This is a genomic window from Neobacillus sp. MER 74, assembly GCF_023714155.1.
On the sequence record NZ_JAMAUV010000035.1, the window covers coordinates 13,307 to 35,289 of the forward strand.

The window sequence follows — 21,983 nt, forward strand, 5'->3', positions numbered from 1 at the left end:
ATCCCCGCAAACTATGATTTATTTTCCTTCAGTACAAACTGTGTATTGTTTATTCGATGGGCACCTGTTCTTCGTTAAAATAATGCCGTTTATACGTAACAATCAACAAGCCATTGCTAAACTTTGCACTAACTTGTTTGGGCAGCACAGGTTCCGGAAGCTGGATGATCCGCTCGAAATCTCCAGTATTTCTTTCTTGCTGTACCACCTCCCCTTGGATGAGGTTTTTTTTGCTTCCTTTTATTAATACCTTGATGCCTGATACCGACAACTGGATATCTTCTTTTAAATAACCAGGCAGATCGGCGACCAATATAACCTCTCTGTCTGTCAAATAAATATCGGTTGGCGGAAAGTTTTTTCCCCTGACAGGTTCTGATTTTGCCTCTCCGGGCTGACCAAAATCAAAATTACTTTTCATAAATTCATCAAAGGAGGGCTGCTCAAAAATCCCACTCCAAAAGTCATTGGATTGATAATTCTTTGCTAAATCCATCCATTGTAACATCTTATTCATATCCATGTATGGATCCTCCTCAGAAGTATAAAGCTGGTCCATTTATAAATGTGCATCCTATATTCATCCTATTTATGATTTATCAAATCATTCATGAAAAAAGGATAATTACCTAAAAAAATTCAAAAAACAGAATGATGTATCTACACGTAATGTCCTAACATAATCATCCTGTGTCCCGCATAGGCTTTAAGTATCCCGGGGGTTGAACGGAAAGGATTCTGGTCTATGTTCTTTTTACCATCGACGATCAATATTAAAGGTATAAAACTGAATAATGTTGATCATTTAAGTTCAGTATCATTAAATTCAACGATGATTCAAAACAAAAATGTAAGTGCAAAGAAAAACCAAGGAATTGGCCAGCAATTTGCAGATGGTACAATTAGAGCTTTCACCGTCTCTTCAACCATTGATAATGAGATTAAAGATAGCCTGTCACAAAAGAATAAAAATGCTTAGGAGGGTTTTATGTCTGGTCCGGTTCCTTACATCAACATTAATATCAATATCATAAAGGTAAATTCTTTTGAGAATGCCTCAGCCATCAATGTCGGGCAAAACCTACTAGCCGAATGGCATAATTCAGACAAAAAAAATATGGGCCTCGGCCAAAATATGGGAGACGGAAGCAACTTTCTTGGTACAAGAAGTTTCGTGGATGACCGTGATCAACTGGATTCCAACTCTACCTTTGACTCGACGTCCAAAATGCCAATTCCAGGAGTGAGCCCATGACATTTGCTCCTGCTACACTAAATATTCTGGGTATTAAAATTAATGGTATGGACAATGGAGCAGTGGTGAATCTAGGGCCATGTCAGCACTTAGACTTGTTTGTCTCCTATAAGCGTAATCAAGGAATTGGAGAACAAAACGGAGACTTATCCCCTACTCTGTTATCAACCTCATGGGTGTTTGACAATGATATGGTTGATAGTTCTTCCGTAAAATCAAGTATTCTATAACGTCTTGTTCCATCGTCCTAAGCTTAGGGTATACATTAAAAACTAGGAGTGTTTATATGTTTTTTATTTCTCCGATGGTCATCAATGTGTTGGGCGTGAAAGTTAATAGCGTGGACAATGGAGCAGTCGCAAATACGGGTTCGTTACAAATAATTGACCAATTTATTTCCTATAAGCGAAATCAGGCATTTGGAGAAGTACTCGGTGACTTATCCCCTGTTAATCTCTCCTCCAATAACATAGTTGACCCTGATGTCAGTGACAGCAATTCTATTAAAAATAGTGTCGTTTGACACTTATATCATTTATGGTGAAAAAGGCGATTCCTAAATTAATTAGGTCTCGCCTTTTTCTATTAACTTTGATTCCCTCCATTTTACTCCTGCTAAAAACTCAGCAATTTCGATAAAATCATACACATCGGAGTTCAATATGATATTGGGATTGATGACACAAAATGGCACACCAAATGCCAACCGTCTAATTTTTCTTGAATGATGAAAAATAAAAGGAAAATTTCCGGCTAAATTGGGAAATACCTATATTTCCTTAAGAATAAGGGAGGTTTTTCCGGTTATATGGTCCAAATCTTTGGATTTTGTCATATTAATAGCAGTTAACCGGAATATCTCCGCTTAAATCTGCTTCTTAAGCCTCCTCTTTTTACAATAGGCGGAAATTCTCCGCCTATTGATTCCCATACCTGCTCGAAATCAATTCGGAGATTCGTAATATGATCAATAGAAAAAAGGGTCAGTCCCCCACTACTTTAATGCAGCGGGGGACTGACCCTTGTTAAATTAGTTTATGAGATGCTGGTAAAACTCAAACGCCTCTTTGTCAGTAAACCCTTCATGAACGACCTTAATCACCGCTTGAATCATTTCTTCGGGGTGTTCAGATTGGAATATATTCCTTCCCATATCGACGCCAGCGGCTCCGCCTTGAATAGAGTTATAGGCTAGAGTTAGAGCATCCTTTTCTGGTAATTTCTTACCGCCTGCCACTACTAATGGGACTGGGCATGCTGAGGCAACTTTTTCAAAATCATCACAGTAATACGTTTTAACAAGTTGTGCACCAAATTCAGCCAGCATCCTTGTCGCTAACAAGAAGAAGCTCGTGGTCCGCTCCATTTCTTTACCAACCGCACAAACACCTAATGTTGGAATGGAGTATCTTGAGCCAAGGTTAACGGCTCGGTTTAACTCTTCGATGGTTTCCTTTTGCCCATCAGAGCCAATAAAGGTTTGAATCGCGATCGCACTGGCATTCATCTTAATGGCATCTTCTATATCAACGACCATGGATTCATGACTCAGGTCATCTTGGAGCACACTGGAACCAGAGGAAGCCCGTAAGGCGATCGCTTTATTAAAGGTCGGCGGGACACTGCTGCGGATGGCCCCTCTCGTACCCATCAAACAATCCGCATAATCTGCCAATCTAGGAATCAGCAAATCTAATCTCTCTAACCCAGAAGTTGGCCCCATGAAATAGCCATGGTCAAACGCTAACATGACCGTTTTGCCTGTGTCCGGGTTAAAGATTCTCGATAACCGATCCTTCATTCCCCAATCAAGGTGGTTTGCTCCTTTTACATGGTAATTCCCATTGTTCGCGAACGGTATATTCTCAGAAAAATCCTTTGCGTTTCTGTTGCCTTGTGTATCAGCCATTTCTCCAACTCCTTTATAACAAGTACTCTATTTAACTATTGGCTGTGTTAAACTTGTCTGTTGATTTCCGCTCCAGGCACTTCGCTTTCCGCGGGCGTGCCGGGGAGCCTCCTCGTCGCTGTGCTCCTGCGGGGTCTCCCCTGCCCCGTACTCCCGCAGGAGTCTTCGTACCTTCCACTCCAATCAACAGAGTGCTAAAACCAGCATTAACCTGTAACACAGCCTAACTATTAAAAATCGTAGTCTTTCGTATTATCCTTCGTAAATACAATCCGTTCCGGCAGCACAATAATACCTGAATCATCTGCTGTATAATCGTAGCCTTGGATGGTGTTCGGCTCTACTTTAACGGAACCCATATCAGGAACTTCCAAAGAGTCCCCAACCTTTAATTCCTTCCCTTGAGCCAACCAATATGCCACATACACAGCAAGAGCACCTTGATCCTTTACATCCCACAACCCATGATTAGTAATCGTTCCATTCTCAATAAACTGTCTCATCGAATTAGGAGAAGCAAATCCAGTAATAATCACATCACTCGCTTTTAACCCTTTATTTTCAGCCGCTTGTGCCATGGCCGGAAGGGCAGTGGAATCCGGGCAAATGACCGCATCAATATCAGGATAAGAACTTAAAATACTTTCTCCCACTTGTAAGGATTTTTGTTCATTGGCATCACCAAACTGAGTCGTAACCAATTCCCATTTTGGATATTTTTCTTTAATATATTGGTTTGCGGCTTTCACCCATGAGTTTTGGTCTGGAACGGTCGGGCTGGAATAGAACCAGGCAATTTTCTTCGCCTCATCAGGTTTATCCATTTGCTGGGCAGCCATGTCAACAAGCATTTTTCCTAGAATATCCGGTGTACCTTGGTCTACATAAACAGAACGATATTTAGGATCCACATCTGAGTCCCATGTGACCACTTTAATGCCGGCATCTAATGCTTTTTTCAAAGCTTGATTCAAGCCATCAGAAGAGACGGAAGAAATGGCAATCGCATCCGCACCGCTATTGACGGCACTATTAATAATTTGTACTTGATTCGCAACCGTACCTTCAGGGGCACCATCGTACTTCACTTTAAAACCAACCTTCTTGGCCATTTCTTGGGCCCCATCGTTTCCAGACTCAAAGAAGGCATTCCCTGTCATTTTTGGAATGAAAACCACCTGAATATCTTTCGGATCTTTCTTTTTACCCCCGTCTCCGGAAGAGTTTTCATTGGATCCGCAGGCAGCTAATAATAATGTCAGAATTGCCATCAAACTTACTATTTTAATAGACTTTATTTTTCTCACTGTAGCTAACCCCCAATATGTTGTTTTTGTGTTAAGATCCTCTTCATGTTCAATCTGAAATCTGGATTTATGCCCAAGAATGCGACAGATACGATAAGAAGAACCCCAGTAGCTAATCCTATATATTGGGTGGAGACCCCGGCCATTTGCAATCCTATCTGCATAAACCCTAATATAATGCTAGCTAAGGCTGTCCCGACAACACCCCCTTTACCTCCTGTGATGAATGTCCCTCCTAACACAACAACGGTGAGAATGGGCATTAGATACTCCGCACCATAATCAGCTCTTGCACTGCCTAAATAGGAAGTTAATACAACCCCTGCAATTCCAGCACTTAACCCTGAAAGAACATAGGTACTAGCAATGATTCTTTTCGTATGGATTCCGGAGTAATCAGCGGTGTTTTGGTTAATTCCTGTCAAGTATATATATCTGCCATACCTTGTGCGGTGCAGGAGAATATAAGCCATGAGAAACATGATGATAAAAAGAAGCACAGCATGAGGGATTCCCAGTATCTCTCCATTGGCAATGCTGCTAAAACTCTCAGGAAAGCCCGAAATCCCCTCATAGGTACTGACACCAGACAATCCCACCAGCACAATGGCGATCCCGCTATATAAAAGCATACCGCCAAGGGTGATGACCATCGCTTGAACCCTTCCATACGCAATCAGAATTCCATTAAGAAGACCGCATACCCCGCCAATGCAAATCGCACAAAGGATAGAAACCCAGATATTGATTCCTGCCACCTGCGACAAAAGCCCCGTGACAACAGAGGTTAACCCAATAATGGAAACGCCTGAAATGTCGATTCCACCTGTAATCACGACCAGTGTGACAAAAAAGCCAATCATGGCAATCGCAATAAAATCGTTAAAGCTATTTAACAAGATGGTGACATTCCAGAATCTTGGATTAATCATTCCAAAAACGATGATTTCAGCAATAATTAAGACGAATAAGGTAAGGTTCCATTTCGGGATTTTATTTAACATGAAAATTTCTGCACCTCCTTTTACAGAACCCTCGCATTTAATCTTACTTTCTTTGCCTTTTTATTCGCATGAAACGCAAGCAGGGCATCAATCACGACAATGATGATTAATAGAGAACCAGATATCGTATCATTCCAAAAGGCCGGCACTTTCATATAAACCAGAGCAGAGTTGATGGACGTTAAAATAATCGCTCCCAATGCCGCACCAACAACCGTCCCAATCCCGCCGATCAATGACACCCCTCCAAGAACGCAGGCGGCAATCACCGTCAACTCGATTCCTGCTCCAGCATTGGTGGAGACAAAGCCAATTTGACTAACAAAGATTAATCCAGCTAAAGAAGCACAGACGCCAGAAATGACAAAGGAATAGGCAATATATCGATTCACAGGAATCCCTAAGGAAATGGCTCCGTCTTTGTTATCACCAATCGCGTTGTAATACCTTCCTTTACTGCTTCTAGATAGATATAACTGAACGAATATGACTCCCGCAATGACGATGAAGGATAATAAATTAATTCCAAAGATGTCTATATTCGAAAGCTCTTTAAAGTTCGCAGGTATATTTTCTACCCATTTTCCATCCGTATAAATAACTTGAATCACTCTCGTAATGGAAAGGATCGCTATCGTCATAATAAAGGAAGAAATTTTTAACTTGATCACGCCAAATCCATTAATGAGTCCAACGACCGCTCCAATAAGCATGGCAGCGATCACAGCTAGAAGGATCGTTCCTCCATCGCGAAGAATCGTTCCACACACAGCCGCACTTAATCCCAGCGTTCCGCCTACTGAAATATCCAAATTCCCGGTTAATAGAACAAAGGTCATCCCAACGGCAAGAACAATATAAAGCAAGCTGCTTTTCAAGGATCGATCGATATTTTGTAAGGATAAATAGTCAGAGTTGATAACACCCACAACCATAAATAGAAGGACTAGAAATAGGAACGTTCTAAATTCCCGTTGCTTGAATATGTTTCTAACCCTTGGCATGTGTCTGATCACTTCCTTTAAATGTTCCAAAAGCTGCCTTCATCACATTGACCGCATTGATTTGGTCTGCGTGTAGGCAAACATCGCAGGTCCCCTGATAGACAGCATAGATGCGGTCGCTCATTCTTTCGATTTCTTCTAAATCAGAGGAAATGAGGAGAATGGAAAATCCCTGGCTTTTTAATTCTGACAGAATGGAGTAGATGTCACCCCTCGCAGCCGCATCAATTCCCCTTGTTGGTTCATCCATAATGATTAATTTAGGGTTCATGGATAACGCCCTTGCAATCACAGCCTTCTGTTGATTACCGCCTGAAAGAGATTTGATTTCATCCTCCCCAGAATTCACCTTAATCCTTAATCGATCAATATACTTACCAGCCACTTGTTCTTCTACCTTTTTCTTGGTAAAAAAACCGTGTCGTTTTATCAGTTGAGAGGTGATATTATTTCTCACGGAGGTGATCGAAAAAATACCGTTCAAAAATCGATCTTCCGGTATATAAGCCAACCCGCTCTCAACCGTTTCATTTACGGATAACTTGGTAATGTCCTTTCCATCCAGATAGACCTTTCCACTCTCAATTGGATGAATACCGTAAATCGCTTCCGCAATCTCTGTTCTTCCGGCACCGACCAGCCCAGCAAGACCCACTACCTCTCCCTTATAAACTTCAAAACTAATATTCTTAAATCCATCGCCAACGATGTTTTCCACTTTAAGGATCGGTTCTTCTTCCTCGCGAGCAGCCCCTCGCCTGTTGAATGGATCTTCGTAATGATTTTTATTATTTCCAACTGGGAGCAGCCCTTGAATCAACAGGTCTTTCGTGAACTCCTCAATTTTCCCTTGAAGCGTTACCCTTCCGTCCCGTAATAGGACGGCATGGGTGGAAATCTGAAAGACTTCATCAAGACGGTGGGTAATATAGAAGATTCCAACCCCAGCATTTTTTAACTGTTTAATCACTTTGAATAATGACTCTGTTTCTGAAAACGTTAAGGTTGAGGTGGGCTCATCCAGAATCAACACTTTTGACTTTCTTAATAGTCCCTTTATGATCTCAAGCTGTTGCTGCTCAGCGATACTTAATGTAACCGCTAACCGGTTCAAATCAAGATTCCAGCCTAACTCTATAATGAGCTTTGCCGATTCTTCTCTGACTTTATGTTTATCATTACTAAATCCAATCGTGAGGTTTTGTTCCACCGTCATATTGGGGAATAGCAAAGGTTCCTGTGGGACTAAATAAATGCCTCTTTCATGGGCCGAAGAAGGATTGAGATGATCCGCCGTTTCACCAGCAATCTCAATAACCCCGTCATCCGCCTTGTAGATCCCTGTGAGGATTTTCATTAAGGTACTCTTCCCTGCTCCATTACCGCCGATGATCGCTATCACTTCTGACTCATTCAGTTCTAATGAAACACCCTCCAAAACAATGTTTCGGTTAAAGGCCTTCCGAATATTCTCCAATCTCACTAAGTTCCTCGGCGCTTTCATCCTAACCCCCTCCCTTAGACTATTTTTGTAACCGCTTACTAATAAATCTATTACGGATTCATACATTTTATTAACGAATAAACATATTATTGCTAGTAACCCTTCTATAGATCTTTGATATTGCAAATTTAAAAAACAAGCCTTAACACCCAATGAATGATTCCCTCGTAGATTATATGAACTAGGCACACTATTCATTACATGCTTATGACAATAGAGAAGGATGATCGACTCATAACGATAGGAGATTGGGCCGTTACTTTTGTTCTACCGTCATGCAAAAGTATCGCAATTGTTTTAACATAAAACTTTTGTTTCAAAAATAAACTGTAAAGAGTGAAGAACATGTTATATGAAAATAGCCTGATCATAAAAATCGCATGGAAATATTACATTGAAGGAATGACGCAAAATGAGATCGCCGAGTCTTTAAATCTATCAAGAATGAAAGTGATTAAATACCTAGAGATCGCGAAAGCCAATAACATTATCCAATTTAAAATTAACCTGGAAAAATTGGTCAACATCGATTGGCAGAATCAAATCAAGCAGAAATATCAATTACAAGATATTTATATCGTTCCCGCCTCTAACGAAAATCCGTTAAATAGTCTGACAAAAGCCGCCGCCCACTATATCCAAGACCGAATTACCAGCGACACCATGATTAATGTTGGGTATGGGCAAGCCGTTTCAGGAACTTTGGGACATTTAAATATCTCAACGAAATATAAAGTCACCTTCGTCTCGCTATCCGGGGGCGTCAAATTCTACATTCCCACAGCGATCGATTCATCATCCGATTATTACACCAATCCCAATTACACCCATTACATTATGCCAGCCCCATTATTAACATCTACAGAGCACCTCGCCCAACAGTTAATTCATGAAAAACCAATCAAGAAAATCTTTGAAATGATTCCTTATTCTACCATTACCATCATCGGCATTGGAGCAGTAAACGAACGGGCCACCCTTGTAAAGGAAGGATATTTGAGCACGCATGAAATGGAAATCTATAAATCATTGGGGGCTGCAGGAGATTTATTAAGCCAATTTTATGATCGAAATGGCCAGGTTCTAGATCTTCCCTTGCATAAGCAGCTAGTTAGTACCGATATCCATTTATTAAAATCACTGAACCATGTGGTTGCCGTGGCAGGAGGAACCGAAAAAACGGAAGCGATTATCGGCGCCCTAAAAGGGGGCTATATCGATGTATTAATAACAGATGAGGTGGTGGCTAAAAATCTCATTGAATGAAATGCTCCTGATTATGATAGAAAGGAAGAGTTGCTAACATGGAAAAGTACCTAATGGCGATTGATGCCGGAACCGGCAGTGTCAGAGTCATTTTATTTAATACACTAGGCCATGAACAATTTGTTGCCCAATCAGAATGGACCCACCATGAAGATAAGCGGTATCCAGGGTCCATGGACTTTGCTATCGAGAAAAATATAGACATGATCATCCAATTAATAAAGGAAATCTTGGCAAAGAATAAGGTTAATCCCGAAAACATTGTGGCGATTTCCACCACAAGTATGCGTGAAGCCATTGTCCTATACGATGAAACCGGGAAGGAATTATGGGCCTGTGCCAACGTGGATTCAAGATCCAACGAGGAAGTGGCTCACCTTTGTAAAATAAGTGACACACTTGAATCAGACATTCATCAGATTTCCGGACAGACCTTTTCATTAGGCGCCATCCCCAGAATCCTATGGGTAAAAAATCATCTCCCTGAAACCTATCAAAAGGTTCGATACGTTACCATGCTGAACGACTGGATTACCTATCGTATGACCGGTGTGATCTCTGTTGAACCTTCTAATGGCTGCACCACTGGCCTTTTTGATATTAAGAAAAGAGGTTGGGATCCAAGCATTGCGGATAAGGTAGGGCTTAGAAGTGATATTTTTCCGATTGTAAATGAAAGCGGATCCATCATTAGCCAGGTTACCGAGGAATTTTCCGCCCTTACTGGATTAAGCACGCAGACGGTCGTGGTGGCAGGAGGCGGCGATGCCCAATTAGGCTGCATTGGCATGGGGGTCATCAATGAAGGAGATGCAGCTGTTTTAGGCGGGAGCTTTTGGCAATATGAATATACAACCAATCAAGTAGAAATCAATGATGATTGTAAAGTAAGAGTGAATTGCCATGCCATCCCAAATACTTGGCAATATGAAGCCATCGCCTTCTTTCCTGGACTGATCATGAGATGGTTCAGGGATACGTTTTGTGAGCTTGAAGCCTTTCTTCAGAAGGAAAACGGGGAAAGCATTTATGCCCAAATGGAGAAAAGAGCAAAAAATGTGCCGGCAGGCTGCAATGGAATGATTTGTACGTTTTCCGATAAAATGAACTACTTTTCATGGAAACATGCGGCACCAAGTTTCATAGATTTTAAGTTTGATAGCTCCTATAATAAAGCAACGTTTTACCGAGCCATTATGGAAAATGCCGCTTTTGTCACAAAGGGCAATATTGACATCATTTCCAAAATAACAAACAAAGCACCGGAAACGATTGTTTTTGGTGGTGGCGCTTCAAAAAGTGATCTATGGTGCCAAATTGTTGCCGACGTTCTGAATATAAAGGTAAAAGTTCCAGTGGTAAAGGAATCGACAGCTCTAGGCGCGGCCATTTGTGCTGGTGTAGGAGCGGGCATTTATGAAAGTTTTAATGAAGCCATTACTCAAGTGGTTAAATTTGAAAAAACCTTTGAACCAAACGAATCGAATCACTTCATTTATGAAGAGGTATATAAAAAGTGGGAAGCTGTGTACAAGGTGCAACTAGAGCTGGCAGATCAAGGACACACCAACCATATGTGGATTGCCCCAGGACTATAACATCCAAAGGAGTGAAACAAAATGACTGTTATTAACGAGAATGAGCGAGACTACCGATTTGGTGACAGCGGTCCTAAGTACCTGCAAAAAGGACCCCGAATGAACTTTGGTATCGTTGTCCTGCAGCCAGGACAGGATTTTACAGCCCATTATCATAACTTCATGGAAGAAAACTTCTTTATTTTAGAAGGCGAACTGGAAATTCACATTGACGAGGAGATTTTCCAATGTAAACAAGGAGACTTTATCCATGTGGAGCCGAAAAAGGTCCACTATTTAATTAATAAGGGAGATACCCTCCTTAAAGCGGCCTTTATGCTGGCACCCTACCATGAAAAAGATAAGGTCGAGGTCGAATACCGTCCATATGGTAAGTAGCGAGGCTGCCAAGGGACGATTCTTATAGAGGGCAATCGCAAGTTTTGCGCCGCACAACTTTAGGAACGGTGCCTGACACCCCCAAGGGTGTCAGGCACTTTTGGTTACATATTCAAAACCCCGTCCCGCCTCACTTTCATTTAAATAAGAAGTCTCTTGTCCTTGATCAGCGGAAGTAAAATAAGCGGAGATTTTCCGGTTAAATGCAGAATGGAGCTCGTTTCGGGGTAAATAAGGGAAGTTTTTCCGCTTATGCATTTCAAAATCCCCCATTTTCACGTTTTTCGAGTAAATAGGCGGAATTTCTCCGGCTATTTAAGCTACTCTTAATGATAATTTCTAAATAAGCGGAATTTTTCCGCCTAATTATCTAATCGGGAATCGGATGCTTAACATGATCCCCCAACTGATAAGTGCGGATCCTCTTAACCCCGGATGCGGGAATCAACATCTTTTTGTCGACTAGTTGGGAAAATACCTTCCTTACCGTCTTGTCACTTAGCTTCAAATACGCTTCGACTTCTTTAGGGGATATGGCTTCTCCTTTTCGAATCGCTAACCGGAGCACTTCCTTTTCGACAAAGGACAGAGATGTCTGATCCAGTTCATCCCCCAGCCATTGGCCAATCACTTGTTGAACAATCTGTTGGCATTGACGAGGCTTTTCTTTAACTTGGTCATAAGAAAAGCGAATCACGGTCCATCCATCAATCACCAACTGGTTTTGACGTTCCAGGCTGTCGGAAAATTGCCATCTGCTAATATTCTTTAGGTGAGGGCCATACCCATCGACCTCAAAACAAATCCGGATGGCGGGACGAATATAAGCAAAATCCAAATACTTTTTTCCATCCTTGAAATCATCAACTTCATACTCAGGATGAAGATACCGAAAATGGTAAAATAAAGGCCACCACACTTGTTTCAAAAACAATCTTTCAGCCTGGTTATGACCTTCTTGTAAGCGTCGCAGCCTTTCACCGGTTCGTACCTGTAAATGAGCATTTAAAAAGGCCTGATATTCTTCTTCAAATCCCATTGCATCCATCTCCTCATCAACTTTTACAGCTTTCTTCTATTATCAAACTTCGCATACATACTCGATGCCTTAATTCATTGGAACTTCGGACAGATTTTTAAACGTAATGATTGTTAATGTGAGTGAAAAAAGAGGTTAATGTGGTTTCAATTGAAGAAAGTAAAGACTTGCGGAGCAGCTAATATTAAATGAATTTTTAGTGAAGAATTCGAGGATAAACAAACTACCTTTAGTTTAATAAAATTCCTCAATTTGTCAATTTATTTTCTAAATAGGGGTACTTAAATTTTATTAGAAAAATATATCCCCTCCACATGATGAAGGGGATACATTCTATTAAATGATTTCACTCTTACTTACATTCTTCGCTTTATCTATTACACTAATAAACTTTTTGCTTAAAGCAATGGGTGAATGGGAATTTTCATCATATGGCAGCATTGAAAATGTAAATTCAAAGTTTTTGTTTTCCAAGCGATACTGTTCCTGCACCTCTTGACCACAGCTGGCTGAGCCCAGCCCATATTGCTGTTGATCAACATGTAAGGTGATATACGGCTGTTTAAATAGGTCACATGTATGTTTAGCGGCCTCCAACTGTTCAACCGTATAATAGCTTGCAGTGAAATCAAAAGTGGAGCCACTGATGAACAATCCTTTTCCACTCTCTTCTGTAAAACTTGCCCATTTTGTTTGATGGCGGTTCCCGTTTTCCTGCGGGAACACATACGGCGTATGCAAATGATCAACGGTTGATGACCAAATGCTCATCTTCGACGCCTGCCTGCTATCACTATAGGCTTCATTGGGCCCTAGTCCATACCACTGCACGTAATCGTAGGTATCTTCTACCACCATTTCCACGCCAATTCGCGGCAGATACTGAGGTCCCTCACCAGTTTTCACGCCCTTGATCTCCACTACAATTCTTCCATTCGCATGGATGGTATAGAGATAGGCCACATGGAATCCCCACGCAAGAACCGGTGGTGCCAGTTTGGCTTCACACTGAATGACAACAGACTGGAGATCTTCACTGATGGTGACGTCCGTTCCAATGATTCGATGCTGAATGGCATGTACGCCATATTCCTTCCATCGTTTGGTAACGGAGCTTGCGTTAAACTCTTCGGAACCTAATAAATCATTATCGATTGGCGCTCTCCAGAAATGTAACCTTGGTCCCTTGGACATCACTGGCTGACCATCAAAACAAAAATCTTCTATTCGTCCATTTTGTTTATTAAAGGTCAATTCAAAGGCAGGTCCAGCTATTTTCGTGATGGAAGTTTTATCTTGAACCGATAATTGGCCTAAATATTGTGATTCAATCTGAGCAAAACGAGAGATTGGGAGTTCATATTGTGACCACGCAACCGTATGACCTGAATCAGCCCATCGTGTCTTTTCTTTCGTCTTCCAAACGAGATTTAACCAATAATCTGTATTTACCTTCACCACTGTCGGTAGATGAATTGGTAAATCAACCACCTTAGCTGTGTTTGCAGGAATGGCTGGAACATCGACCATTCCACCTGCAAGGATTTGCCCGTCAGCTTCAATAAACCACTCACACTGTAACGTTGATAAATCGGAAAAATCAAATCGATTTTGGACAAGAATGGTGTTTTCCTTATCATTAAAATCGGATGTAACGACGGGTTCAATCACCTTTTTAAATTCAGCTAAGGCTGGGGATGGCTCACGATCCGGTCGAACCAATCCATCGATCACAAAGTTTCCATCATGTGGTGTCTCCCCAAAATCACCGCCGTATGCAAAATATTCCTTACCCTCTTCTGTGAATTGGCGTAAGCCGTGGTCAACCCATTCCCATACAAAACCGCCCTGTAATCGATCATAGGCATAAAAGGTCTCCCAATATTCTTTGAAACCACCTGGGCCATTGCCCATTGCATGAGCATATTCGCATAAAATATGAGGCTTGTTTAAGTAGGTTAATCCCCCAATTACCTTTAATTTTTCAATGGGTGTGTACATGGACGTATGAACATCCGTTGCTACTGGATCCTTCGTTGGGATAAAGTGATCCTCCAGCAAAATTTCTCTCGTCTCCCCTTCATAGTGGACAAGTCTTGAAGGGTCTCTTCTTTTTGCCCATTCATACATCGAAACATGATTTTGTCCAAAACCGGACTCATTCCCTAATGACCACATAATGATGGAAGGATGATTCTTATCTCTTTCTACCAATCTTTCCATTCGATCTAAATAGGCATGTTCCCATGCTGGATCATTACTTAATACATGTGGCTGCCCAATCTTGGTCAACCCATGACACTCAAGATCAGCTTCATCAATCACATAAAAGCCAAATTGATCACAAAGATCATAGAACCTCGGGTCGTTTGGATAATGCGCGGTCCGGATGGCATTAATGTTATGCTGTTTCATTAAAACTAAATCCTCAATCATGGAACGTAATGGGACAGCCCTTCCATAATCAGGATGGGCGTCATGTCGATTAACACCTTTAAACATAATGGCTACACCATTTACGAGTAATTGACCGCCTTTAATCTCAACCGTCCTAAATCCGCATTTATGTGGAATAACCTCTACCACTTCCCCCTCAGGATTTAATAGAGTAACCACCACATCATATAAGAAAGGAGTTTCAGCATTCCATGATTTCACTTGATCCAAATGGATCGAACCTGTCACCGTTTCATCCGCTGCACCTTGCTTGTGTAATGCGACAACAGTTCCCTCCTGTTGGATTTCTATTTCCACTGAATGATCTTGATACACTCCTGATAAAGCAATTTCAAAATCAAGCCGGCCATCTTGATAGCCAGGTTCTAAAGTACCATTCAAAAACAGATCGCAGATATGCACATCCGGTTTTGAGAAAATATAAACATCCCTAAAAATTCCGCTTAACCACCACATATCTTGATCTTCAATATAAGAAGATTCGGCCCATTGATAGACTCGTACGGAGATTCGGTTCTCGCCTTCTCTTACAAAATGAGTAATATCAAACTCTGATTGAAGTCGGCTGCCTTGACTATATCCTGTGAAATATCCATTCACCCAAACATGGAAAGAGCTATCAACACCCTCAAACATAAGATGTACCTTCCCTTGTAAGGCTTCCTTCGTGACATAAAAGGTGCGGCTGTAAGACCCCGTTGGATTCTCTGATGGAATATACGGAGGTTCTACTGGAAAAGGATACTGGACATTTGTATAATGCGGTTTTCCGTATCCTTTTAATTGCCAATGAGATGGAACGCTGATATCCGTCCAATGATCAGTGGAGTAATCTTCCTGGTAAAAATCACTTGGTGATTCCATCGGTGAGTTCGCGTAATGAAATTTCCAATTACCATTGAGCAATAAAAAACCTTGAGAGTCTCCTCGGTCATACGTAAGGGCTTCTTGTTTACTCTTATAGCTAAAAAAGGTTGACCTGGCTGGCAGTCGATTCTTATGTAACACATTCAAGTTTTCCCAATCATGTTGTAAACGCATCTTTATTCTCCTCTCCATATTATCCTTTAACAGATCCGCCATATATGCCGCTGATAAAATACTTTTGCAATAGCAGGAATAAGATTAATACCGGAACAATGCTGATAACTGTTCCCGCTAATACTTGGCCATAATAGACGACCTGGCCTGGAGCCACTAACTGAGATAATAGAACAGGTAACGTTGTACTCTCACGATCCTGTAAAATAATGAGCGGCCACAAATAATTGCCCCATTGTTGGATAAAGCTCAATATACCCAAAGCAGCTAATGGCGGTAAAGATGTAGGCAAGATAATTTTATGAAAAATGGACATTTCACTAGCCCCATCAATTCTCGCCGCTTCTATCATTTCAGTCGGAATACTCATCATATTTTGCCTCATAAAAAAGACCCCAAAGGCGTTCGCGAGCGCCGGTAAAATGACTGACTGGGGTTGATCTTGCCAGCCGAACCCGATGATCATTTTGAACAAAGGAATTAATGTCACTTGGTGTGGCAGCATCATCGTAATTAATACGATAACGAATAGGATATTTTTCCCTTTAAACTCATATTTAGCGAAGGCATATCCTGCAATCGCACACAAATATAATGTAGCAATCGTAAAGATGGTGGAGATGAGTAAACTATTACCCAATGCCTGCCAAATAGGAGCAGAAGCCGAGAGTCCCGTTATGTTATTCATAAACTCCCCACTTGGTAATAACTTTGGAGGACTTTGAAATATGTCACTATCAGATAGAGTTGAACCTACAAACATCCAATAAAAAGGGTACACAGAAGCAATACTAACCAGAATTAAAAATAGATATCCTGCTGATTTTGTTAAGAAGGATGATCCTTTCATTAAATTTCTCCTCCTTTTGAAACCTTGATTTGGAAGAAGCTAATAATCCCAACGATAATGGTAATGATATACGCTGCGGCTGATGCATACCCAAATTGGAAGCTTTGAAATCCAAATTGATAAAGGTACATAATAGGTGTATTGGTAGCATTGTTTGGTCCGCCCGCAGTCAATAAGGAAGGCTCCGTAAATAATTGAATCGTCCCAATGGTAGAAAGAATTCCACAAAACAGCAGGATTGGTTTTAGCATGGGAATGGTGATCTTAAAGAATTGGGTCAATTTGTTGGCCCCATCCACTTCAGCGGATTCATACAACGAGTCATCAATCGTTGTGATTCCTGCCAACAAAATAATCGTATTATAACCGGTCCATCTCCATGTCACCGCAATAATAATTAACACTTTCGACCAGAACGGGTCACTAAACCAATGAATAGGGTCAATATGAATGAGACCTAAAACGTAATTCATCATTCCGTATTGCTCATTAAAAATAAGGGTAAATACAATGGAATAGGTGACTAAATCAATTAATACCGGCAAAAAAATACATAATCGAAAGATGGCCTTCCCCTTAATAAATTTAGAGTTTAATAGGACAGCTAATAATGTCCCTATAATGAGCATGAGCGGTACTTGAACAATTAATATGATAAAAACATTGTATAAGGACTTCCAAAATAATCCGTCCGTTAGGATGTTTTTAAAGTTTTCCAATCCAACCCATTCTGCACGGTTTCCTTGAGCAGAGGTGAAGGATAAATACAATGATTCAATTATGGGATACACCATGAAAATGGCAAACACGATAAAAAACGGCGATAGAAATAGGTAGGGAGTTAATTTTTTTAGATTCCTTTTTTTCTTACTAGCAATAGAAGGATTTGTCATTTGTCCAACAGCTGTTTCCCTCATTTTGGCACCTCCTAAAATAAGAGTAGGTGTTTAACTAGCAAACACCTACTTTATTAGTTTTTTTAATGATTTACTTTAAGCTTAGTAGATTTTGAAATAGATTCTGCAGCAGTTCCCATCATTTTCTTGACATCATTTCCTGCTAACACACCGTCAATCATATCTTTAAGCGGTTTCGTTGCATCTAACATAATCGGACCATATTCCATATCTTTAATGGATGTGGTTTGTTTTGCAAAGAAGGGATATAATTCCATTCCAAAATACTCATCTTTTGTATTAAATGCTTCACTTTTATAGAAAGGAGTATAGGAAGGGAAAAGTCCGTATTTTAGCATAATCTTTTGACCTTCATCTGTAGTTAACACATATTCAATAAATTTAAATGCTGCCTCCGCATTTTTAGACTGTTTTGACACCGCTAAGACAGAGCCGCCTAAATTGGCTTGTGTATTTCCACCCTCCTCAAAAGCAGGGATCGGAACGATGCCCCATTTACCAGCTTGTTTTTCAACAGAATGGCTTAACGTGCCCGCATACCATACAGGTAAAATAACACTAGCAGCTTTATCGTTCGTTAACGCTGGAATTCGTCCATTGCCGTCATGAACATTAATGGCAATGCCCTCATCCTTCATTTTCTTTTGAAGTAAAAGTGCTTTTTCTGATTCCGGAGAATTCACATTAATTTTTCCATCTTTCACATAAGAACCACCCAATTGGTTTAAGAAGATTTCATAAAGATTAAAATCATCTGTATAGAGGGTCATCGCTGTGTCAGGGAATGTTTCTTTTAATTTCTTACCTGCTTCAATATAATCGCTCCATGTTTTGATCGATTCAACATCAATGCCTGCTTTTTCAAATAAATCCATTCGATAATATAAAGCCGTTGGACCTACATCCCATGGCATGGCATATATTTTTTGATCTTGTGTAACGCTTTTCCAAGAAGACTCAATAAAATCATCTTTATATTTTTCCGTTTCGTCTGTTAAATCCTCAAATTGATCAGGAAACTTCTGAAGAAATGCCGGAAAATCCCTTGCTTGTGTTTGAATAATATCCGGAGCTCCTGTTCCTGCTGCTAAAGCTGGGGTAACTTTAGAATATCCAGTATCTGTATGCAGCACTTCCACTCTTATATCTGGGTACTTTTTGTTAAATCCCTCAATTTGTTCGGTTAAAGCATCTGCAGCGGCATTCCAGGATGCCACAGTAATTGTAGCTTTTCCATCAGTAGAACTAGCCCTTTCATCTTTTCCACTGCTACAGGCTGTCAAGAAAACAGATAGAACCAATAATACTGACAATAATACTGAGAACCTTTTCATTTTTTTCGCTCCTTTTTTTAAAAGTCTATGGTCACGTGACCACCCTCCAGAAAAAAATATGGTCACGTAACCATATTACAGAAAAAAATAATATGGCCACGTAACCACATTATTTAAAAATTTCTGCTATGCTATTAAACTAAATTAAATTGTAATCGTTGTCAATTCAAAATTACTAAATCATTAATTTTTTAACTGATTCTCTTTCTTTTAACATGACTTCAACTTCAATACTTTTCTCAATTGTATTTTCGTTCTGAATTTGATCCATCAACTGCTGTACGAGCATTTTGCCAATTTCCCTTTTTGGAATATTCATCGTAGTCAACGTGGGTGTCACAATTTTAGCTAACTCAATATTATCCACACCAATGACTGAAATATCTTCAGGAACCTTCTTCCCGCTTTCAATAATCGCTCTTATTGCCCCAGCAGCTAACAAATCGTTCGATGCAGCAACAGCAGTAAAATATTGCCCCTTATCCAATAACATCTTAATCGCTTCATACCCTGTCGTTAATTTATCTTCATACATTTCAACGAATATTCGATAATATTCCTTAATCTCTAAGTTATGTTCCTTCATAGCCATTTCATAGCCCTTGTATCTTGGATTGCTGCTTTTTTCTTTTTGATAATAATGGCCTAAAAAAAGTATTTCCTTATGTCCATTTGTTATCAAATGGTTTACAGATTGCCTCATTACTTTCTTTAAATCAACATATACATGAGGAATTTCTGCCTTAAGCGGAATGTTTAGTTTATCAATTCGATCCCAGTAGATAGACAGAGGCATTTTTTTTATATTTTCGAGAATATCTTTAATCATAATTAATTCATGTGAGGCTAGCAGAATCAAACCATCATAAGGGCCTTCTACAACTTGCTTTAAAAAATCGGGTTTTTTCTTTGTAATATTATATAAAGATAATGAATATCCAACCTCTATTGCCATTTCCTCTATCCCCATAAACATTTCTGCAAAAAAGGAGTTATTAATAGAGGGGGAGATACAAGCAATTTGTTTATAGGATTTCATCCGTAAATTCTGTGCTGCCCGGTTCGGTATGTAGTTCAATTCGGCAATGGCTGCTTCTATTCGTTTTCTTACTTCCATAGCAACATACCCGTTATTATTGATGACACGTGACACTGTTGATGGTGAAACTCCTGCCTTCAGAGCCACATCTTTTCTTGTAACCATACACACTCCCCTTTTATCTATATAACCAATTACATTATATATTGTACCTTGTATTGTTGCCTTTATCTAGCATCTCTAACAAGAAAGGTATTGAGTTGTATTTTGTTTTTCTCTGGGCGTAACAGGCACTGGAATTTACCCTCACCAACCGACACTCTTTCGACTAAATATCGTATAGGCTATACTATTCAAACGTTTGGTTAAAACTTCTACAAGTACTGATGTATATGAATTCCAGAGGCAAAGCAGACAAGAAGAATGTCGAAAAGCATTTATTAATTTCGCAGGAAATAACCCATCTTTTAACAAAATCAGATGGGTTTCTCATAAACTTACATTAAAAATGAACATCACCTATTGGTGTCAGGCACTCTTCATATTAGTATTATCATAGGAATATATATGTAAAATGTTTCAAGTCTTTTAATCTACCAACGGTTAGTAATGAGGGGGAAATGAATGTTATATACAGACGAGTCTTTGAAAAAGTTACGGATGGAAGGCGATTCAGTTCTGGACCGAATAATTGCAGAATTGTTCAAGAACAGTCAAGTTGGCTCACTAGCGATGACCGATTATGAATATACACCCTTCTCATCCCAACTGAACTGCGGAAGGTTTGGGGGATTGAGGAAATTGGGGGAATTGCATGAAAGTATTCAATAAGGTCATTGTCGTAACAGGTGCTGGAGGCGGGATTGGGAGTGAACTCGTTCGTCAGCTTTTAGAAAAAGGAGCTAAAGTCGCAGCCATTATCCACAAATCCGGGCTAGAGGAAATAAAATCATTAGCAACAGTCTATGGAAACGACAAGATTTCAACACACATAGCTAATATTGCTAACAGAGATGATGTGGAAAAGCTTCCAGAGGAGATCATTGCCGTGCACGGAAACATAGATGGAATTATTAATAATGCAGGAATTATTCAACAGTTTCAAAGTGTGAATGATCTTGACTATGAACAAATTCATAGAGTGATGGATGTCAACTTTTACGGTACGCTCTATATGTGCAAATCATTCTTACCATACCTATTAAACCGGCCAGAATCCCACATAACCAATGTATCAAGCATGGGGGGATTTCTTCCTGTACCGCTTCAATCGGTTTACGCAGCTTCCAAAGCGGCCGTTAAAATGTTCACTGAAGGCCTTCATTTAGAGCTTAGAGATACCCATGTAGGCGTAACGATCGTCTTTCCTGGTGGAGTCGACACGAACATCGTCAAAAATGCAAGAATTGAATTAGAAGGTGCCGACAACCATTCATATAAGATGCTCAGCCCAAATGAAGCAGCTGCCATCATTATTAAAGGGATGGAAAATAAAAAATACCGGGTATTAGCCGGAAATGATGCAAAAATAATGGACTTTTTATATCGTTTAAATCCGAAAAAAGCAACGGACATCATTGCTAAAAAGATAAAAACACATTTGAAATAAGAATAACCTTTTACAAATTTCTGGATTAAACAAATGATGACCGTAGCTGCCTTTTTGGCAGCTTTTGTTTTTAATCAGGCTTAACCCTTAAAAGAGTGACAGCACCAAATTTCGCACAAAAAAAGACAACCATCACTGATTGTCTTTTTATTGCCTGGCAACGTCCTACTCTCACAGGGACGCGTGTCCCAACTACCATCGGCGCTGAGAAGCTTAACTTCCGTGTTCGGTATGGGAACGGGTATGACCTTCTCGCCATTACTGCCAGACTATAAAATTTGAGGTTTCATTCCCTCAAAACTAGATAATGCTGAAGAAGTTTGTAAACTCAGAGTTCACCTTAAAATTTGGTTAAGTCCTCGAACGATTAGTATCAGTCAGCTCCACATGTTACCACGCTTCCACCTCTGACCTATCAACCTGATCATCTTTCAGGGTTCTTACTAGCTTGCGCTATGGGAAATCTCATCTT

At 40.2% G+C, this 21,983-nt stretch carries 23 protein-coding genes and 2 rRNA genes; 9 read left to right on the forward strand and 16 right to left on the reverse strand.

The features are described from left to right. Window positions 1–49: 49 nt before the first annotated feature. A complete protein-coding gene (locus M3610_RS26055; protein WP_251463409.1) occupies window positions 50–523 on the reverse strand; it encodes an Hsp20/alpha crystallin family protein in 474 nt (157 codons plus the stop codon). Window positions 524–745: 222 nt separating this feature from the next. On the opposite strand from M3610_RS26055, the gene M3610_RS26060 reads away from it, so the two are divergent. The 4 genes from M3610_RS26060 to M3610_RS26075 are packed head-to-tail and all read left to right on the forward strand — an operon-like array spanning window position 746 to window position 1,778. Next, window positions 746–979 carry a hypothetical protein gene (locus M3610_RS26060; RefSeq protein WP_251463410.1) on the forward strand — a complete coding sequence of 78 codons (234 nt, stop codon included), beginning with the start codon at window positions 746–748 and terminating at the stop codon, window positions 977–979. A 9-nt stretch (window positions 980–988) separates the two neighbouring features. Then, window positions 989–1,255, forward strand: coding sequence for a hypothetical protein (locus M3610_RS26065; RefSeq protein WP_098576304.1), 267 nt, complete (start codon window positions 989–991; stop codon window positions 1,253–1,255). Then, on the forward strand, window positions 1,252–1,485 hold the full coding sequence (locus tag M3610_RS26070; protein ID WP_098576303.1) for a spore germination protein: 234 nt from the start codon (window positions 1,252–1,254) through the stop codon (window positions 1,483–1,485). Before M3610_RS26065 ends, M3610_RS26070 begins: the two co-directional genes overlap by 4 nt. A 56-nt stretch (window positions 1,486–1,541) precedes the next feature. Further along, complete coding sequence (locus M3610_RS26075) at window positions 1,542–1,778, forward strand: spore germination protein (protein WP_098576302.1); 237 nt, start codon at window positions 1,542–1,544, stop codon at window positions 1,776–1,778. Window positions 1,779–2,285: 507 nt separating this feature from the next. Here the strand turns inward: M3610_RS26075 and lsrF are convergent. The 6 genes from lsrF to M3610_RS26105 are packed head-to-tail and all read right to left on the reverse strand — an operon-like array spanning window position 2,286 to window position 7,983. Beyond that, entirely contained in the window at window positions 2,286–3,164 is an 879-nt protein-coding gene (lsrF, locus tag M3610_RS26080) for a 3-hydroxy-5-phosphonooxypentane-2,4-dione thiolase (protein WP_251463411.1), read from the reverse strand. 31 nt (window positions 3,165–3,195) lie between these two features. Beyond that, window positions 3,196–3,384, reverse strand: a complete 189-nt coding sequence (locus M3610_RS26085) for a hypothetical protein (protein WP_251463412.1) — start codon at window positions 3,382–3,384, stop codon at window positions 3,196–3,198. 10 nt (window positions 3,385–3,394) lie between these two features. Further along, the gene (gene lsrB, locus M3610_RS26090; protein WP_311315860.1) at window positions 3,395–4,462 is read right to left on the reverse strand and encodes an autoinducer 2 ABC transporter substrate-binding protein LsrB; all 1,068 of its coding nucleotides are present in this window, start codon (window positions 4,460–4,462) and stop codon (window positions 3,395–3,397) included. Window positions 4,463–4,476: 14 nt separating this feature from the next. Further along, the gene (locus M3610_RS26095; protein ID WP_251463413.1) at window positions 4,477–5,475 is read right to left on the reverse strand and encodes an ABC transporter permease; all 999 of its coding nucleotides are present in this window, start codon (window positions 5,473–5,475) and stop codon (window positions 4,477–4,479) included. A gap of 20 nt (window positions 5,476–5,495) precedes the next feature. Beyond that, window positions 5,496–6,479, reverse strand: coding sequence for an ABC transporter permease (locus M3610_RS26100; RefSeq protein WP_251463414.1), 984 nt, complete (start codon window positions 6,477–6,479; stop codon window positions 5,496–5,498). After that, entirely contained in the window at window positions 6,466–7,983 is a 1,518-nt protein-coding gene (locus M3610_RS26105; RefSeq protein WP_251463415.1) for a sugar ABC transporter ATP-binding protein, read from the reverse strand. The genes M3610_RS26100 and M3610_RS26105 overlap by 14 nt, the downstream gene beginning before the upstream one ends. Before the next feature lie 345 nt (window positions 7,984–8,328). Here M3610_RS26105 and M3610_RS26110 point away from each other — a divergent pair, with 345 nt between their 5' ends. Genes M3610_RS26110 through M3610_RS26120 form a run of 3 tightly spaced genes read left to right on the forward strand, consistent with a single transcriptional unit; the run spans window position 8,329 to window position 11,225 of the window. Next, on the forward strand, window positions 8,329–9,249 hold the full coding sequence (locus M3610_RS26110) for a sugar-binding transcriptional regulator (RefSeq protein ID WP_251463416.1): 921 nt from the start codon (window positions 8,329–8,331) through the stop codon (window positions 9,247–9,249). Window positions 9,250–9,287: 38 nt separating this feature from the next. Continuing rightward, window positions 9,288–10,847 (forward strand): autoinducer-2 kinase, encoded by a 1,560-nt coding sequence (lsrK, locus tag M3610_RS26115; protein ID WP_251463417.1) that lies wholly within the window; start codon window positions 9,288–9,290, stop codon window positions 10,845–10,847. A gap of 21 nt (window positions 10,848–10,868) precedes the next feature. Next, entirely contained in the window at window positions 10,869–11,225 is a 357-nt protein-coding gene (locus tag M3610_RS26120; protein ID WP_251463418.1) for a cupin domain-containing protein, read from the forward strand. A gap of 90 nt (window positions 11,226–11,315) precedes the next feature. Here the strand turns inward: M3610_RS26120 and M3610_RS26125 are convergent, their stop codons facing one another. The 7 genes from M3610_RS26125 to M3610_RS26155 all read right to left on the reverse strand — a co-directional run bounded on the left by M3610_RS26125 (window position 11,316) and on the right by M3610_RS26155 (window position 20,067). Further along, on the reverse strand, window positions 11,316–11,483 hold the full coding sequence (locus tag M3610_RS26125; protein ID WP_251463419.1) for a hypothetical protein: 168 nt from the start codon (window positions 11,481–11,483) through the stop codon (window positions 11,316–11,318). Window positions 11,484–11,595: 112 nt separating this feature from the next. Further along, window positions 11,596–12,264, reverse strand: coding sequence for a DNA-binding response regulator (locus tag M3610_RS26130; RefSeq protein WP_251463420.1), 669 nt, complete (start codon window positions 12,262–12,264; stop codon window positions 11,596–11,598). Between the two features lie 336 nt (window positions 12,265–12,600). Then, entirely contained in the window at window positions 12,601–15,762 is a 3,162-nt protein-coding gene (locus M3610_RS26135) for a glycoside hydrolase family 2 TIM barrel-domain containing protein (RefSeq protein WP_251463421.1), read from the reverse strand. Between the two features lie 19 nt (window positions 15,763–15,781). Continuing rightward, window positions 15,782–16,612 (reverse strand): carbohydrate ABC transporter permease, encoded by an 831-nt coding sequence (locus M3610_RS26140; protein ID WP_098572755.1) that lies wholly within the window; start codon window positions 16,610–16,612, stop codon window positions 15,782–15,784. Further along, a complete protein-coding gene (locus M3610_RS26145; RefSeq protein ID WP_251463422.1) occupies window positions 16,612–17,529 on the reverse strand; it encodes a carbohydrate ABC transporter permease in 918 nt (305 codons plus the stop codon). Before M3610_RS26145 ends, M3610_RS26140 begins: the two co-directional genes overlap by 1 nt. Window positions 17,530–17,591: 62 nt before the next feature. Next, window positions 17,592–18,863 carry an ABC transporter substrate-binding protein gene (locus tag M3610_RS26150; RefSeq protein WP_251463423.1) on the reverse strand — a complete coding sequence of 424 codons (1,272 nt, stop codon included), beginning with the start codon at window positions 18,861–18,863 and terminating at the stop codon, window positions 17,592–17,594. 175 nt (window positions 18,864–19,038) lie between these two features. Continuing rightward, window positions 19,039–20,067: a LacI family DNA-binding transcriptional regulator gene (locus M3610_RS26155; protein WP_098572757.1), complete on the reverse strand. Its 1,029-nt coding sequence runs from the start codon at window positions 20,065–20,067 to the stop codon at window positions 19,039–19,041. 459 nt (window positions 20,068–20,526) lie between these two features. Between M3610_RS26155 and M3610_RS26160 the strand changes: the two genes are divergently transcribed. Then, entirely contained in the window at window positions 20,527–20,733 is a 207-nt protein-coding gene (locus M3610_RS26160; protein WP_251463424.1) for a hypothetical protein, read from the forward strand. Further along, the gene (locus tag M3610_RS26165) at window positions 20,717–21,511 is read left to right on the forward strand and encodes an SDR family NAD(P)-dependent oxidoreductase (protein WP_251463425.1); all 795 of its coding nucleotides are present in this window, start codon (window positions 20,717–20,719) and stop codon (window positions 21,509–21,511) included. Before M3610_RS26160 ends, M3610_RS26165 begins: the two co-directional genes overlap by 17 nt. A gap of 152 nt (window positions 21,512–21,663) precedes the next feature. Here M3610_RS26165 and rrf read toward each other — a convergent pair. Both rrf and M3610_RS26175 read right to left on the reverse strand, forming a co-directional pair. After that, window positions 21,664–21,780: ribosomal RNA gene (gene rrf, locus M3610_RS26170) — 5S ribosomal RNA — on the reverse strand. A 78-nt stretch (window positions 21,781–21,858) separates the two neighbouring features. Then, a 23S ribosomal RNA gene (locus tag M3610_RS26175) occupies window positions 21,859–21,983 on the reverse strand; the annotation flags it as partial.